The 16271-nt window shown below is 42.1% G+C and carries 14 protein-coding genes; 2 read left to right on the top strand and 12 right to left on the bottom strand.

Features of this window, described 5'->3' with window-relative positions:
- Positions 1 to 112 precede the first annotated feature (112 nt).
- Together AC0NJP_RS02230 and AC0NJP_RS02225 are read left to right on the top strand one after the other, a co-directional pair.
- Positions 113 to 469, top strand: coding sequence for a hypothetical protein (locus tag AC0NJP_RS02230; RefSeq protein ID WP_474038388.1), 357 nt, complete (start codon positions 113 to 115; stop codon positions 467 to 469).
- Between the two features lie 70 nt (positions 470 to 539).
- Positions 540 to 698: a hypothetical protein gene (locus AC0NJP_RS02225; RefSeq protein WP_474038387.1), complete on the top strand. Its 159-nt coding sequence runs from the start codon at positions 540 to 542 to the stop codon at positions 696 to 698.
- A gap of 15 nt (positions 699 to 713) precedes the next feature.
- Here the strand turns inward: AC0NJP_RS02225 and AC0NJP_RS02220 are convergent, their stop codons facing one another.
- From AC0NJP_RS02220 to AC0NJP_RS02165, 12 genes are all read right to left on the bottom strand, one after another.
- On the bottom strand, positions 714 to 2303 hold the full coding sequence (locus tag AC0NJP_RS02220; protein ID WP_474698633.1) for an ArnT family glycosyltransferase: 1590 nt from the start codon (positions 2301 to 2303) through the stop codon (positions 714 to 716).
- Positions 2304 to 2318: 15 nt separating this feature from the next.
- Positions 2319 to 3872, bottom strand: coding sequence for an ArnT family glycosyltransferase (locus AC0NJP_RS02215; protein ID WP_474698632.1), 1554 nt, complete (start codon positions 3870 to 3872; stop codon positions 2319 to 2321).
- A 6-nt stretch (positions 3873 to 3878) separates the two neighbouring features.
- Positions 3879 to 4802, bottom strand: a complete 924-nt coding sequence (locus AC0NJP_RS02210) for an NAD-dependent epimerase/dehydratase family protein (protein ID WP_474698631.1) — start codon at positions 4800 to 4802, stop codon at positions 3879 to 3881.
- Between the two features lie 37 nt (positions 4803 to 4839).
- Positions 4840 to 5823 (bottom strand): lysylphosphatidylglycerol synthase transmembrane domain-containing protein, encoded by a 984-nt coding sequence (locus AC0NJP_RS02205; protein ID WP_474698630.1) that lies wholly within the window; start codon positions 5821 to 5823, stop codon positions 4840 to 4842.
- The gene (locus AC0NJP_RS02200; protein ID WP_474698629.1) at positions 5816 to 6685 is read right to left on the bottom strand and encodes a ChbG/HpnK family deacetylase; all 870 of its coding nucleotides are present in this window, start codon (positions 6683 to 6685) and stop codon (positions 5816 to 5818) included. The genes AC0NJP_RS02205 and AC0NJP_RS02200 overlap by 8 nt, the downstream gene beginning before the upstream one ends.
- Positions 6686 to 6809: 124 nt before the next feature.
- Entirely contained in the window at positions 6810 to 7598 is a 789-nt protein-coding gene (gene folE2, locus AC0NJP_RS02195; RefSeq protein WP_474698628.1) for a GTP cyclohydrolase FolE2, read from the bottom strand.
- On the bottom strand, positions 7595 to 8278 hold the full coding sequence (gene queC, locus AC0NJP_RS02190) for a 7-cyano-7-deazaguanine synthase QueC (RefSeq protein ID WP_474698627.1): 684 nt from the start codon (positions 8276 to 8278) through the stop codon (positions 7595 to 7597). Before queC ends, folE2 begins: the two co-directional genes overlap by 4 nt.
- Before the next feature lie 12 nt (positions 8279 to 8290).
- On the bottom strand, positions 8291 to 9382 hold the full coding sequence (locus AC0NJP_RS02185) for an HD-GYP domain-containing protein (protein ID WP_474698626.1): 1092 nt from the start codon (positions 9380 to 9382) through the stop codon (positions 8291 to 8293).
- A 17-nt stretch (positions 9383 to 9399) separates the two neighbouring features.
- Complete coding sequence (locus AC0NJP_RS02180; protein ID WP_474698625.1) at positions 9400 to 10455, bottom strand: HD-GYP domain-containing protein; 1056 nt, start codon at positions 10453 to 10455, stop codon at positions 9400 to 9402.
- Positions 10456 to 10629: 174 nt separating this feature from the next.
- Positions 10630 to 13761 (bottom strand): efflux RND transporter permease subunit, encoded by a 3132-nt coding sequence (locus AC0NJP_RS02175; RefSeq protein WP_474698624.1) that lies wholly within the window; start codon positions 13759 to 13761, stop codon positions 10630 to 10632.
- Positions 13758 to 14885 carry an efflux RND transporter periplasmic adaptor subunit gene (locus tag AC0NJP_RS02170; protein ID WP_474698623.1) on the bottom strand — a complete coding sequence of 376 codons (1128 nt, stop codon included), beginning with the start codon at positions 14883 to 14885 and terminating at the stop codon, positions 13758 to 13760. The genes AC0NJP_RS02175 and AC0NJP_RS02170 overlap by 4 nt, the downstream gene beginning before the upstream one ends.
- Before the next feature lie 179 nt (positions 14886 to 15064).
- The gene (locus AC0NJP_RS02165) at positions 15065 to 16261 is read right to left on the bottom strand and encodes an MFS transporter (RefSeq protein WP_474698839.1); all 1197 of its coding nucleotides are present in this window, start codon (positions 16259 to 16261) and stop codon (positions 15065 to 15067) included.
- Positions 16262 to 16271 lie beyond the last annotated feature (10 nt).

Raw genomic sequence — 16271 nt, 5'->3', positions numbered from 1 at the left:
CACTAAAATTCCCTTATTATCATAAAATTTCATTTTTTTCTTGTTTTTCATGGTATAATATAGAATGAATAGATATTTGCTTATTTTATAAAGAGAAAGGTCGTTTGATGCTGTGTATTCTCCTGAAAATCCTTTAAAAGTCCGTCTAGCAAAAACTCTCTGGTTTAACACGTACCGCGCCCAAGTTACTACGCCGGAAGGTGAATATTTGGCCGCTCTTCGTCTAATTCCAACGATTCCACTTGACCGCAATGAAATTCCGGAAAATGCGCCGGAAGTAAAATCCTCTATCGTCGTCTTAGTGGAAGACGCTTTAGTAACAGATGAACATTTAGTAGAATTTGAAGCTGCTCTTGCTGATGAATTGCAGCAAGAATTAGTAAAAGTAAAATTCAAACCAGAAAATTGCCAATTCTTCTATCCCAGCCCGCCTCATATGTTGGCAGAAGAATCAGCCTTACCTCAGTAAAGGGAAAGAGAAAACAATCCTTGCCTTTCAACTTAATTGGTTCCGCAAATTACGACAAGGAGTGATTATTATGTATAATGCGGTAAGACATGAATGCGGCGGCAATGCTCATCTTGTCGGCAATAAAATGCAGCAAGGCTGGAATCAGTTTTGTTGTGACCGCTGCGGAGCTGTCTTCTTCCGTTGGATGACGGAAAAAATGGTAACTAAAAATGATGCAAGTTCCTAACAAGAATACTTTCCATTATTGCCGGTAAAAAAGAATGTTTCCATCTTGTTTTTGTATTTTCTGGAAGTCGGTCGCCTCTGGTAAAGAGGTAAAACCGGCTTCTTCTTTTTCTTTCATAAGAATATACTTACCCTTTCCATCAGAACGCTGTAAAAAGGTTTGCAGCGTTTCCGTCGGCATCGTATACTTTCCAGCCCAAACATTTTTACTATTAACAGGTTCCTCTTTTAAGATAAGTCGTGGTAAAAGAACATTACCATAATATACTGCTGAGGTTTGATATTCACCATAAATCGCCCCAGTGGCATCACCAGGAAGATCGGAAACAATGCTTTTGGCGGAGCGATGATTTGCTAGAGGAATTAAATTATTCGGAATAAGAAATAATATGGAAACAATCGTCGTAAGACAGACTGTGACAATGAGCATAGTCTGTTTTTTTTGCATCTGCATAAAAACAAGAATCAGTACCATTAGTGTACAAGCGGTTGCTGTTACGATTTTATGAAGAGCAATCGGAATAAAATAGGCGCTCGCACCAAAAATAGCTAGCATGAAACAAGCTGGCCCGCTTAGCCACAACCAATTTGCTGCTGCCACTGACGCTGTATAGAGTTTTTCCAGATAAACTGAAATAAGCACAGCCGCTGGAAAAATTGCCGGAAATACGTAAGTGAGATACTTTGTAGCCATAAATGAGTAAAATACAATAAAACCAAAAAACCATACAAGTAAAAACAATTCCCGTTCTCCAGCTTGCTTTATTGCTCGCCATAAAGCAGGAAATAACAAACCGCTCCAAGGCAGAAGACTCAACGGTACTAGAATTAGATAGTAATAAAAAACATTATCCTTAGGATGTTCAGAAACAGTAGCGCGCATATAATTATGAAGCCCTAAAAAGGTATCAACAAATTCCGGACCGTGAACTGTATACATCGCGTAATACCACGGACCAGCTATCAGTGCCATTAGACAAAAACCGTGTAATAAATATAGTTTTTTTAAATAATTGATGTTTCGCAGTAAAGCTATAAATAAAAGAGCAATCAAGCCAGGCAAAACAATGCCCACAGGTCCCTTTGTCAAAACTGCAAAGGCAGCTGCACCATAAGCCAATACGTAACAACTGCGTCCTCGGCCCTGAAATGCCAGATAGAGCCAACCTAATGAGAGGCTTGTAAAGAAAAACATGACCCCATCGGTCAAAATCAATTTACTAATCATCCAAAATTCCAACGAAGTAACCAGCACAAGACTACCCCAGAGAGCTTGTCTTGTGCTACCGTAAAGCAAAATGATAAACCGAAATAAAAGAACTACACTAGCAGCACCAAATAATGCGGCAGGCAGTCTCGCCGCAAAATCGTTGATACCAAATAAAGAAAAAGAACCGGCAATGAGCCAATAAATTAAAATAGGCTTATCATACCAAAATTGACCGTAAATTTGCGGCGATAGCCAGTTTCCTGATAAAACCATTTCTTTGGCGGTAAGCGCATAATTGGACTCGACAGGATCTGTAACTGGTATGATTTGATTGAATGCAAGATAAAAGAAAAAAGCAAGAAAAAATAGGCTGTAACTCATATAATGGGCCCGCAAAAGGCATCTCTCCTACTATTGTTTAATCAAAATCATTTTATCTTGTTCTTGCCACAACAGCTGCAAACTCTGTTTTGTCTTCTCGTTTAAGACAGTATAGTCTTGATAGCGAACTACAAAATAAGTTCCTCGAACAGCTTCGTCAATTACCTTACCACTGACCGACTTCCGTTTATCATCTAGTTCCTGTCCGTATAAATGAGTATAATAGGCAAAACCTGGACGTAAAAATTTAGCTACATAAATAGGCGCCTGCCCATCATAGATATTTTTAAAATTTTCTGCCGCCGATTTCATACTTAAACTACTAGAAACTGGTCCAACTAAAAAGGCAACAAGAACCGCGCTAAATAACGCAAAGGGAATAGCCTGACTAAAAATCATCATCAACACACTACGTTTCAGGTAAGCTGCCCACAATCCGCCTACAGCGAAAACAAATAACACGATGCTGACGATTGTCCCAGTCTGCAGTTCATTTTGTCTTTGCATTGCAAAAACCAAACCAACACCAAGAAGTCCCAGCAATACAGTTGCTACGATAGGCCAACTAATAAAAGATAGCTTCTGCCGCCGCTCATAAAGCCGATTTAGATACCAACCGATTACTAACGCAAGCGGTGGATACATGGGAAGAATATAGGAAACAAGTTTTGTCTGAGATATGGAAAAAAAGAGGAGAATGAAAAAGCCCCAAATATTTAAGAACTGTAAGTAACTAAAGGTTTGCCCATAACTTGTCAAAGAATTTTTCACAGCCTGAACAAGCACTGCTGTCCAAGGTAAAAACCCGATCAGCATAACGGGAATATAATAATACCAAAGCACTCCTTCAGGATGTTCTGGCGACGTAAACCGCGTCACATTATGATATCCAAAAAAAGTATCAATGAACGGAGCCCCATGCGTATAGGCCATGAATCCATACCACGGAGCTGCAACAAGCAAATAGATCAAACAGCCCCGTAAAATTTGCATTTGTTTTAAAATAGCCCAGCGACGTCCGGCTAATATATAAAGAAAGATTATCGTTCCGGGAAAGACAAGACCAATCGGACCTTTCGCCAAAGTAGCTAGACCAGCAAAAAGATAAAGCAGCCAGTAGCGTTTCAGTAAAAAGGCTAATAATGACGCCGTAAGACAAAACAATAGCGTCATATCAGTTACAGCCGCTTTTGATAAGTAAAAAAACTCAACCATTGTCGTCAATACTAACGCACTAAATAAACCAGTTCGTTCATCAAAAAGCTTCCTGCCTGCCTGATAGATCAAAATCACTGTTGCAACAGCTAACAGAGCCGATGGAAAACGCGCAGCGAATTCATTGATTCCGAACAATTTGAAGCTAAAAGCTACCAACCAATAGAATAACGGCGGTTTATCATACCAAAAATCGCCGTAAATTCTAGGTGATAGCCAATCATTAAACAGCAACATTTCCCGCGGCGTTTCACCATAAACAGGCTCATCGGGATCTAGCAGCGGCAGTTGACCTAACTGAAAGAACGCAGTAAATAAACTAATCGCAATAATAAACCATAAGGCAGGCGTAATTCGGTTAAATTTCATTTCTTATTAGCTTCCTTTCCCACACAGGAATTTATACGTCTTAGCTAATCCTTCCGGTAAAGTTGTTTTCGCTTTCCAGCCTAAATTACTTGTGATCGCTTGATTTTCTAGAAAGGAACGAAAGATATCGCCTTCACGCGGTGGTTCATAAGTGGTACTCATTTTTTTAGCACTAACAGTCTCAATACAATGTAGCAGCTCATTGACTGTTATTTCGGTTTTTGTGCTCACATTATAAACCTGATTGTCTTTATCAGTCTGCAAAGCAAGCAAAATTGCTTCAGCCACATCACCGGCATAAACAAAATCGCGCGTTTGTTCTCCAGTGCCAAAAATCGTAACAGGTTCATCTTGGAAGCACTTACGCGAAAAAATACTGACAACGCCGCCTTCACCGCCATCGCCCTGGCGTTCGCCATACACATTGGCGAAACGGAGCACCACATAAGAAAGGCCGAACTGCGCCTGATACAACGCTAAATATTTTTCAATCGTTAATTTACTCAGTCCATAAAAAGAAGTAGGAACTGTCGGCGCTGCTTCTTTCACTGGTACCTCCGCCACATCACCATAGACAGCAGCAGTCGAGGCAAATACAACGCGCTTTACGCCATAAGTACGACAAGCTTCTAGCAAGCGAACAGATCCTTGAATATTTACATCGGCATCAAATAAAGGCGATTCAATGGATGCCGGCACGCCAGTCTGCGCCGCTAAATGAACTACTGCATCAAAATTTTCCGTTGCCAACACTGTAGACATCATTTCGTGACGAATATCACCGACAACAAGCTTCGCTTTTGCTGGCACATGTTCTTTTCGTCCCGTACTTAAATTATCATAAATTACTACAGTATGACCATCAGCAAGCAGCTTTTGCGAAAGGTGCGAGCCTATAAATCCGGCTCCGCCTGTAACTAAAACCTTCATAAATCGAACCCCTTCCTTTATTCGAATCTCTGAGCTTTTATTTGATTTCGCGTGTTAAAAAGTTCTGGCCAAACACGCGGATGGTAAAATACATACCAATCGAAAACGGCAGATATTCTGAAAAAATCCGCCATACAACAGCAAGTATGCCCACAGTTCCGGCAGGCAAATCACTGGCAAAAAGCAACACAAACGTTCCTTCCGCAATGCCAGAGCCGCCTGGTGTAGGCGCAAAATATAATAAAAGATTTAAAAAAATCATTTTTCCTAATACGTGAACGAGGTCGACAGAAATTCCCATTCCCCAAAACAAGGCAGGCACCATACTATAAAGAGCTAACAGGCTAAAGGCGGATTCTACAAAAACTCGAATCATGGACAACGGTGCCGCTGCCAACAACAAAACACCGCCTCGCACATCTTTATATAAATTAAAGGCATTACGGCGAAGATGGTGGCGTGCATTCTTAAACAATGGGCGCATTAGGTAAATCAACAGGTTGGTTCGAATCAACCAAATACCAAGACCCATACAAAGTAATAACCCAATAGAAATCCCCAATAGTAAATTGGGTGATAACCAAGGTAATTTATCGCTTTCAATTAAAAAAATAAAGGGCATACAAACAAGCATAAAAAAAATCGACAGTAAGGTTCGGACAATCACTAAAACCGTCGCTTTGCCAATCGGTACTCCTGCTTTACGCAAAAACATCACTTGAGCAAAAGCGCCCCCAGCAGCTCCTGGTGTGAGTAGCGCTAAAAAGTAATTGCTGAAAATCACCTGAACCGCCTGCATCAGCGAAATGGATTCGCCAGAAATGCGCACAAGATGCATGAGCCTCGTACCATCAAAAAACATCCCCACTGACCAGACAAATAAGACAAGTAGAATCGTCCAAGGCTTAAATACGTCAAAATGCTTTAAAGTGTGAATATCAACAGTAAAATAAATGACGGTTCCCGATATGCCGGCAACAAGTAAAATCAATAAAATAAGCCGTTGGTACAACTTATTCATACAACAACTCCTTAAACGAAATCAATTCAATATTCTCTTTAGCCAAAAGAAGGCGATTCTCTTCCTGCAACACCGCAGCCAATTCATCCTGCCAATGGTAACGCCAAGGATAGTTGTTACTTAACTTCTGATTCTCTTTACCGGGATGAATCATAATTTCTGAAGTTCCTTCCGGCAAGGACTTCAAAATCTCCAAAAAATATTCTGGCAACAAACTGCCGCCAGCCAGCATGCCAAAAAAATGATCGGGTTGACTAAGACCCGCTTTTGCATAGGCATAACGAGACTGCTTTGCTAGCAGTGATAAGGCACCGCGACCTAAAAAACGACCTAAAGAACAAGGATATTTACCAAAAAAGAAATACGATTCTGCCGGAATTCTCACTGCCTTAATTTCATATTCTTGCGCTAAACGAATCACAATGTCAACAATGCCAGGCACAACATGCATATGTTGATGACTATCAATGTGAGTTATAGATAGTCCAGAAGCCATTGCTTTTTCTACCTGCGCTCGTAATTCTATTTCAATTTCTTTGCGTCGTATTTTACCAGTGAAATATTTCTGTAAAAAAGAACCATAATCTGCTGCAAAACAATTGTTTTCGGCTACTAATGAAGGAATTTCTTCAGGCTGACACAGTGGCTTTTCACCACCAACAAGAGTTAAATGAATACCGATCCCTAAATCAGGAATTTCTTTGGCCAAAGCGACGGCTTCTGTAAAAGCCGCGCCGCCCGGCATCAAGGAAGTACTCGTAATACAACCCGCTTTGTGGCCCTCTACAATCCCCGCATTGACAAGGGGATGCAAACCAAAATCATCGGCATTGACAATCAGCCGTTTTTGCTCTTTTCTCATGGTTATTATACGCTCCAACTTTATCATGTATCTATGTTATCATGTCAGTAGCCGCTTGGCAATTTTTTATAGCCTATGACTACATAAGGAAAGAGAGCTTAATGCTCTCCCTCTTTTTCCACCTCTATTTTGTTACTTCCTCAACATGTGCGGCATAGGCGCTATGATTATGAATTGACTCATAGTTTTCACACTCTACTTCAAACCATTCGATTTCTGGCAGCGTGCGTATTGCAAGAACTAAGTCACGCAAAACATCCTCAACAAACTTTGGATTTTCATAGGCCTTTTCCGTGACAAACTTTTCATCTTCCCGCTTTAAGAGGGGATAAACTTGACTGCTCCCCTGCGCTTCCATCAAAGCAGCCAAGTCTTCGATCCACGTAAAATATCCCTGCCGTTGACGAATCTTTACCTGCATCAGTCCACGCTGATTATGAGCGCCATAGCGAGAAATCTCCTTGCTACAAGGACATAAGGAGGTAAAAGGAACAGAAAGCTCCATGGTAAAAGCCATCTCTTGACCATGTTCAAGTCGTCCACAAAAAGTGCAGTCATAATCAAGCAAACTTTCAAGAGCGCTTACAGGCGCCTTCTTTTTTACGAAATATTTGAATCGGATTAAAAGTTCCGCACTTTTGGCTTGCAATTTTTCCAAAGTATCCAATAAGATATCATTCATTTCACGCTTGGAGATGGGCTTTTGACTCCACTCGCTTAAAATTTCAATAAAGCGACTCATATGAGTCCCCTTAAATTGCTCTGGCAAACTTACGGTAAGAGTAATTTGCGCCAGAACACTTTGAAATGAACCATCTTTGGCCTGAATTAAAAACGGCAGATGAACCGAACTCACGCCGACGCGCTGAATTGCAATTCCTCTTGTATCTGTAAGATTTTGTACATCTTTCAAAAATGGGCACCCCTCTTTTTATAAGGTATCGGATCATTCATCCCAGCTTCGGCAAAGCCTTTTAACCGTAAGAGACAGCTATCACATTCCCCACAAGCTTCTGCTTCACCATTATAACAGCTTGTAGTCAAGGCAAGTGGGGCCTTATTTTCTGTTCCTAATACTACAATTTCTTTTTTGCTTAGAAACTGCAACGGCGTAAGCACTTGGATCTTTTTCCCTGTCGTTGTCGCCTTGGTAGCAAAGTTAGCCAACTCTTGAAATTTAGCAATAAACTCGGGCCGACAATCAGGATAACCGGAATAATCCATGGCATTGACGCCAATATAGACAGCTTCAGCGTCCAAAACTTCAGCATAACCGACAGCATAGCTCAAAAAAATAAGATTACGGGCCGGAACATACGTGACCGGAATATCGTCTCTCGTTACATCACCCTTCGGTACAGCAATTGACGGATCTGTCAAAGCACTGCCACCAATATCTTGCATATTCGTATCAACAATAAGATGTTTTTTTACTTGATAAAACGCACTGACTTGCTGCGCACAATCTAGCTCTCTGCTATGTCTTTGACCATAACGGAAACTAAGCGGATATATTTCATAACCAGCAGCGGCAGCTACTGACATACAGACAGTAGAATCAAGGCCGCCTGATAATAAGACAACTGCTTTCAATCTTTACACTCCCTATTTATGCATTAATTTAACAATACTCAAATCTTTACGTCTTTCCAGATCAATAAACTCGCCCTTATCAGTACGGACAACAGGTCGGGCTGCCATAAACTGACCTAAATAAATAACCTCGGCTTGCTGGCCATTGTTTAACACCACAATATTACCTAAAAAGCAATCGCGTACATTATTTAGAAAGACCGTACAAATTTCCACATCTAACTTTTGATACATATCATTAATAAGGGCCTCAATCACAGTAAAAGGCGCTACTTTTTCCCGATAAGAACGATTCGAGGTCATAGCATCATAAATATCAGCAATTGCTACAATACGTCCAAAAAGATGTATCGCATCCTTCTTCGCATGAAGCGGATAGCCGCTACCATCCATTCGTTCATGATGCTGTAATATACCACAAACGGCATTAGCTGACAAGGCTTTTTCTTGTCTTACAATCTGATAACCGAAATAAGCATGCTGTTGCACAAGAGCCATTTCTTCCGGAGTAAGCTGACTTGGTTTATCAAGAATTTCTGAGGGAATCTGGCTTTTCCCCACATCATGGAGCAAACCAGATACAATTAGATCGAATAACTCTGGTTTCGAAAGTTCTAACCATTTCCCTAACAACCCCGTAATAATAGCCACATTCACCGAATGGTGATAAGTATAATCTGAGAGATGATGTTCTTGCTGCAAATGATTAATAACACCAACAGCATTTATCATATAAGAAATTGGCCCTTTGACCAAAGAAAAAATTTCTTGTAAAGGAAGCGGTTCCTTCTGACGCAGTTGCTGAAAAATGACACGGACTCTTTCTACTGTATCATGGTAAGGATCGGAAAATTCCTTAGGCGTCTGCATACTATTTTGCCATTCTGTTGCAACAGGATTCGCCTGGGTAGAAACGGTAGATGCTGTTTCTGCCTCTGCAACTACAACACTCATAACATTCCATTCCTGCATTCTCTGCAGTAAGGCTTCTGTAAGAACAGTTCCTTTTTCCAACAATACCTTGCCCATTTCATTCAATACTACATCAGCTAATCTCATCCCTGGTTCAACTTTATCAATAGTGAGCCTTTTCGTTCCTGCCATAGCGCAACCTCCTGAAATTAAGCCCTAACAAGTTTTACAATAGTCACTTCCTTACGCCGTTCTAAATCAACAAAATCCCCATCTTCGGTTTTTACGATTGGCCGAGAGCCAAGAAACTGTCCTAGATAAACGACTTCCGCCTGTTCGCCTGTATTCAAGAGTACCCGATTCCCCAAAAAATAATCGCGTACATTATTTAAAAAAACCGTACAAACTGTCGGATCAAGCGCACCAAACATCTCTTCAATTAGAAGTTCCACTACGGCAAAGGGCGTGGTCTTTTTATGATAAACCCGATCACTTGTTAACGCATCATAAATGTCAGCTACCGCAATAATTCTGCCAAAGGGCTCAATCTTTTCCGCCGCGAGACCAAAAGGATAGCCAGTTCCATCAAGCCGTTCATGGTGCTGCACAACGCCAGCTAATACCTGCTTAGAAATTCCCGGTACGTTTTTTAGCAAATCATAGCCATAGAGAGTATGCATTTTCATGACTGCCATTTCTTCGTCAAGCAACCGCTCCGGTTTATTCAACACAGTAAGAGGAATCTGCGATTTACCTACATCATGGAGCAATCCGGCTAAAATCAACTGATCCAATTCTCTGCCTTCATAACCAAGCCACCGTCCCAAAACACCGCAAATAACGGAAACATTTAAGGAGTGGTGAAAGGTATAGTCGTCCTGACGGCGTACCATCAGTAAATGGTTCATAACACCAACAGAATTCACCATAGTAGCAATCGTCGTTTGCGCAAAATCTTGTATCCGAGGTAATGAAAGCTCTTGGCAAGACCTTAATCCCACAAAAGCCTGCTTTACAACAGGGATCAACTCATCATACGCTTTATGAAACAAACGATTTGCACGAGTAATTTCATTGTCTAGAATACTTTTTTCAATGACTAAATGCGTGATACCACGACTTTTCAATCGGGCAATCAGACTATCTGTTAACAGCATGCCTTCCATCAAGGCAATCTGCGAGTCTCGTTCGACTACAACTTGTCCCAATTTCATTCCGGATTGTACATCATCGATGGCTAATCTTACATTTTTGGTCTGTCTCATCAGGAAACACCCTTTTCCGGAAATTATTTAACCATCAAAGCAGAAATTATTTAACCATCAAAAGAAAACTTTGTTATTATATATTGCACACGAAAAGAACAACTTCCTGCACCGTTTTAGAAATAAAATTATGAAAGCTGCCACCACTCAGATTATGGTGACAGCTTTCCAATCTCATAAAGTTTTAGTCATATTGCCTGCAGACTTTTTACGATTGTTCCAGTAATTCTGCAAATTATCCATAAAAATATACATCTGCGGCACTACAATTAAAGTTAAAATCGTCGAAGTAATTAATCCGCCAACAACTACGACCCCCATGGAAGAACGAAGCTCCGCTCCGGCTCCCAGTCCGAAAGCGACAGGCAACATGCCTAAAATCATAGCAGCTGTCGTCATAAGAATCGGTCTAAGTCGAACAGTTCCCGCCTCTAAGAGTGCTTCTTCACGTGAAAGCTTCTCTTTTTCTCTGAGTGTATTTGTATAATCTACTAACAGAATTGCATTCTTCGCTACAAGTCCCATGAGCATAATAATCCCGATAAGACTCATAATGTTGATAGTTTTAGCTGTCACTAATAGGCCTAAAATGGCGCCAATCATCGAAAAAGGTAACGATAACATAATAGTGAGAGGATGAATAAAGCTCTCAAACTCAGCAGCTAACACCATATAAATCAAAACAACGGCAATAATAAGGGCTCGGCCAATTTCATTAAAGGAATCATTCATCGTCCGCGTGTCACCAACAAATTTGTAATGATACCCAAAGGGGAAGTTCATTTGACTCAATTCATTTTTCGTAGCATTAATAATATCGCCAGCTGATACACCGACATTATTGGCATAGACAATAATTTCTCGCTGCCTATCTTCGCGATCAATTTCTACGGGGCCCGATGTAAAATTCACCTTGGCAATATCGCCAATCCGGACTTGATTCCCAGATTTACTAGTTACCCGCACATTGGCTACATCTTCAGGACGAAGCCGCAGTTTATCTTGCAAGCGAACTCGAATATCGTAATCCTTATCGCCTACGCGATAACGATTGGCCGTCGTATTACCAGCAAAGGCGGTTTGGACAACATAGCCGACCGTATCAGCGCTGACACCAGCTTGGCCCGCTTTCGCTCGATCTAAAACGACTTGTACTTCCGGTTCAAAATCGCTTGCCGATGTATCAACATCAGAGGCTCCTTCCACATGGCGAAGCCGTTCGGCCAATTCATTGGAAAGCTGTAATAAAACATGCATATCATCGCCTTGAATGCCCACTTGGACTGGCCGCTTATCACCGCGCCCGCCTGTTGTTGACATAGGAATTACAGCAATTTTCATACCTGTGTAATTACGAAATTTCATTCGCAACATATCCATGATTTCCATCATCGTCCGCTTGCGATCACTGCCATCAACTAATTTTACACCAATCATCGCCTTATTTACCGGATTTTGCGCATAACCGATATTCATAAAAGCAGCACGTGTTTCCGGTAGATCTAGAACCGTTTGTTCAATCGGTTGAGCAAGCTGCCGCATTTTTTCAATAGACGTACCTGATGGCGCTGTCAAATAAATATTAAATTCGCCCGAATCATAGGTCGGCTGAAATTCAAAGCCCAGCAATGGGACAAAGAGAAAGTTTACCAATAACGAAGCAATCGCTATTGCTACAATCAGACCAGGACGCTTTAAGGCGCCACGCAAAAATTCACGATACGTATCGCGCACTGTTTCAAAGCCCTGCTCCCATTTATCAAGAACAGTATCGACTAGCCGCCCCAAAAAGCTTTTAGCTTTCATTCGGTGCTTAGCCGCTAGCTCCTCTTTGCCTTTTAACCAGCGGGCTGAAAGCATCGGCGTCATCGTGAAAGCCACAAACAAGGAAAAAGCGACAGCAAAAGCCACAGTCAAACCAAACTGGCGAAAAAACATGCCGATAACTTCTCCCATAGATCCAACCGGCACAAACACAGCCAAAATCGACAGTGTCGTAGCCAAAACAGCGAGCGATATCTCAGCAGTCCCCGAAAAGGCCCCTTCTGCTGGCGATGCACCAGCTTCAATATGACGGTGAATATTTTCTACTACAACAATTGCATCATCAATTAAAATACCTACGGCAAGACTAAGTCCCATAAGCGACATATTATTTAAAGTAAAGCCGCCTGCCTTCATCAACGAAAAAGTAGCAATGACTGACGTCGGAATCGCCAAAGCTCCAATGAGGGTCGCTCTGCCGTCGCGCAAAAATAAAAACACAATAACAACAGCAAGGAAACCACCTAAAATAAGTGAATTGGCCACATCTTCTACATTACTTTTAATATACAAAGAACCGTCACGAACAATCGTAACCTTTACGTCACTAGGCAGTTCGCCTTCGATTCGCTTCATTTCTGCTTTTACGGCATCAGAAACGGCTACAGTATTTGTGCCGGACTGTTTCTGTACTGATACGACAACAGAAGGAACACCGCCAGTTTCCGCGTATGTTCTTTCTTCTGCATAGGAGTCAGCTACATTAGCCACATCGCGCAGCAACACGACTTGATTATTGATAGTAGCTACAGCAATCGAACCGACTTCTTCTACAGTTCGATACTGACCTAACGTTCTGACAACCATTTCATAACCTTGTTCTTTTACATATCCGCCTGGCGTATTGGCATTGGCGCTATTTACAGCGCTAATAACCTGATCTAGTGTCATATTGTAGGCATCGAGCCGTCTTGGATCAACTTGAACCTGGATTTCCCGATCGCTGCCGCCCAAAATCGCCACATCGCCAACACCATCAAGCTGTTGCAGTCGTTCTTTCACGACATCAGTAGCCATTTTACGAATTTCACCGCGCGGGCGCTTGTCAGAAGAAAGACTATAGTAAACTACCGGCGATGCTGTAATATCATAACGCTGCGTAACCGGTTCATCGATCTGATCAGGCAGCTTTTTGCGAATTCCGCCGACTTTTTCCCGCACATCAGCCGCCGCCATCCTAGGGTCTGTTCCTAACACAAACTCAATTGTTACTTGCGCAATTCCTGGTCTAGTCAAAGTCGTAATTGTTTTAATGCCAGCCACAGAGCTTGCCGCATCTTCGATGGGCTTGGCCACAAGACTTTCCATTTCCTCTGGTGAAGCCCCCGTCCAAGTTACCATGACTGAAACAAGGGGAAAATCCACATCAGGCATTAAGTCAATGCCAAGGCGGGGAATCGCCGAAAGGCCGAAAACGACAAGCACAAACACTAGCATCGTCGTAAAAACAGGCCGCTTAATAAACACCTTTAAAAAATTCATAGCTGACCGGCCTCCCGGGTGGCGCTCACTTTTACGCTCGATCCGTCGCGAATCGTATTTTGCCCGGCTACAACGATCACATCGCCATCATTTAAGCCAGACAGTACTTCAGCCCAACCATCACCGACATAGCCAAGTTTTAATTTTCTTTGCACAACCCGATCACCATCTACAACAAAAACAGTCCGCTGATCTTCAAATAGTACCAGAGCAGACTCTGGCACGACGAGGGCATTGGGGCGTTCTCTGCCAGCGGCCATGACCTTTGCGGTCAAACCGGAAAGCATCGTCCCTTGGCTATTATCGAGCGTCACTTCTACCGTAAACGTTCTGGCAGGAACAGCAGCAGAAGGAGAAATTTTCGTAATTGTACCTATAAAGGGCTGGTCTGACAATGAAGAAATTACAACTTGGGCCGTATCGCCCAGTTTCACTTGCGTCACCTGCCCTTCACCGACAATTGCCTTCGCCAGCATTTTTGTCGTATCAGCTACATTAAAAACAGCGGTGCCCGCTTTCGCATAATCACCGGCCTGAAGATAACGCTTTATAACAATACCGCTATGAGGGGTAACGACGTCAGCATTCGTCAGTCGCGCTTCTAAATACGCGAGATTTCCCTGATTGGCATTGACCTGACCTTCCAGGTTGGCTACTTTTGCGGCAGCTGCTTCATATTGCTGCTGTGATACAGCGCCCTGAGCTACAAGCGTTTGGGCTCTGGCTAAATCCGCTCTGGCTTGGGAAAGATCGGCTCTTACCGCATAAACACTGCCTTGCGCTTGGGATACTTGCGCTGCATATTCATTATTTTCTAGTGAGGCGACAACTTGGCCAGCCGCTACTGCTTTCCCTTCATCTGTATAGAGATTTAAGATGCGCCCGTCCACTTTAGGACTAATATCAGAATACCAAATCGGTTCAAGTGAAGCTGTAAAGGAAAGCATTGGGGTAATATTGCGTCGCGATACAGCCATAACTTCGACCGTTGCAACACGACCTTTGGCCATAGCAGCCGCTTTTTCCTTCGCTGTTTGCATATTACTATAAATGCGAAATCCAATAAAACCTAGAATGAAAACAGTAAACACAGCAATTACATACAAGACCCTTTTGTTTTTCACGCCGAATTCCCTTTCTTTCTCTGCTGTCTAATTATAATGCGAATATTACTGCAATAACCTCTTTTAAGTTCTACAACAAGAGAATTTTTCCTCTTGACTTTACTAAAGTAAAAAAAGAAATTTCCTCAATAAAAAAACTGCTTCTTACAAGAAAAAGCAGCTACTAAAATAATACGTTTCTATGAGTTTTCACAAAATCCACTTTCAGACTTTACAGCCTTGTTGCGCTCGCAACAAAAGTAATACAAAAATCCTAGCAAAACTACACAGCCAGCACAGAACAGATATAATATGTGGTAATTACTATAGCTGACAATAATACCAAGCAAAAAAGATCCTAAGCCAACGCCAACATCTAATGATAAAAAATACGTTGCCGTAGCAAGCCCGCTGCGTTCGGGCGGCGCTGCTAAAATTGCCAAAGTTTGAAAGGTCGGATTCAGACCGCCGAAACCCAAACCAATTACGGCGCCTGATAGTAAAAACTGCAGAAGATTGTGCGAAAAGCCTAGCAGTAAAAATCCGCTGCAATACACCACTACCGCACCATAGACAATAAATTTTGCGCCAAAACGATCAAAGGCTTTGCCAATGAATGGGCGCGAGATTACGATCACTGCGGCGTAAACTGCAAAAAAATAGCTTGCCGCTTCCAACATCCCGAGGCTACGGGCATACAACGGTAAAAAGGTTAGTAAACTGCTGTACACAAAAGCCAATAACACGCCCGTTAACGCTACAGGCAAAGCCTTGGGCTCAACAAAATTTCGCCAGTTAAAATTCCGTCTTGACGTAACTGCCCTTTGTAAATTCATTGTTTTAAAGGAAACGCCGTTACCGCCGACAAAAGCGCAGAGGCTTAGTATAAAGCAAACACTAAAAAGTATTGTAAACGAATAGGAGTGAATCACAGCTAAGCCCACAAAAGGGCCAACAACCATGGCTAGACTGGTAAAAACTGAAAAATAACCAATTCCCTCGCCTTTCCGCGATAAAGGCGAAAAAAGCGCAGCCATAGTGGCTGTTGCTGTGGTTCCCGTCGAAAAAGCCGCTCCATGGATAAACCGAAGTAACAATAAAAAGAAAGCGCCTTGGGCAAAACCATATAAAAAACAGACAAGACACGATAGAGCTAAAGTAACAAAAACAACTTTGCGTTTACTCCATTTATCAATCCAGCGCCCGGCAAAAGGGCGGAAGAGAACTGCGCCAATCTGAAAAAAAGTTAAAGTTAACCCCGCTTCATGATCGCTTTGCTGCAACTCCTGAATTGCAAACACAGGCAGCGCCGCCAACAACGTATAATGAATCATATATTGAAAAAAGCTGCTCGCACTCATTCCAATATACGGTAAAGTCCATAATTTTTCTTTCACCAAACCATCA

It is taken from the genome of Pelorhabdus sp. sgz311002, from assembly GCF_056134285.1.
The sequence above is the reverse complement of the archived record's forward strand: the minus strand, read 5'-3'. Positions and strand labels throughout refer to the sequence as shown.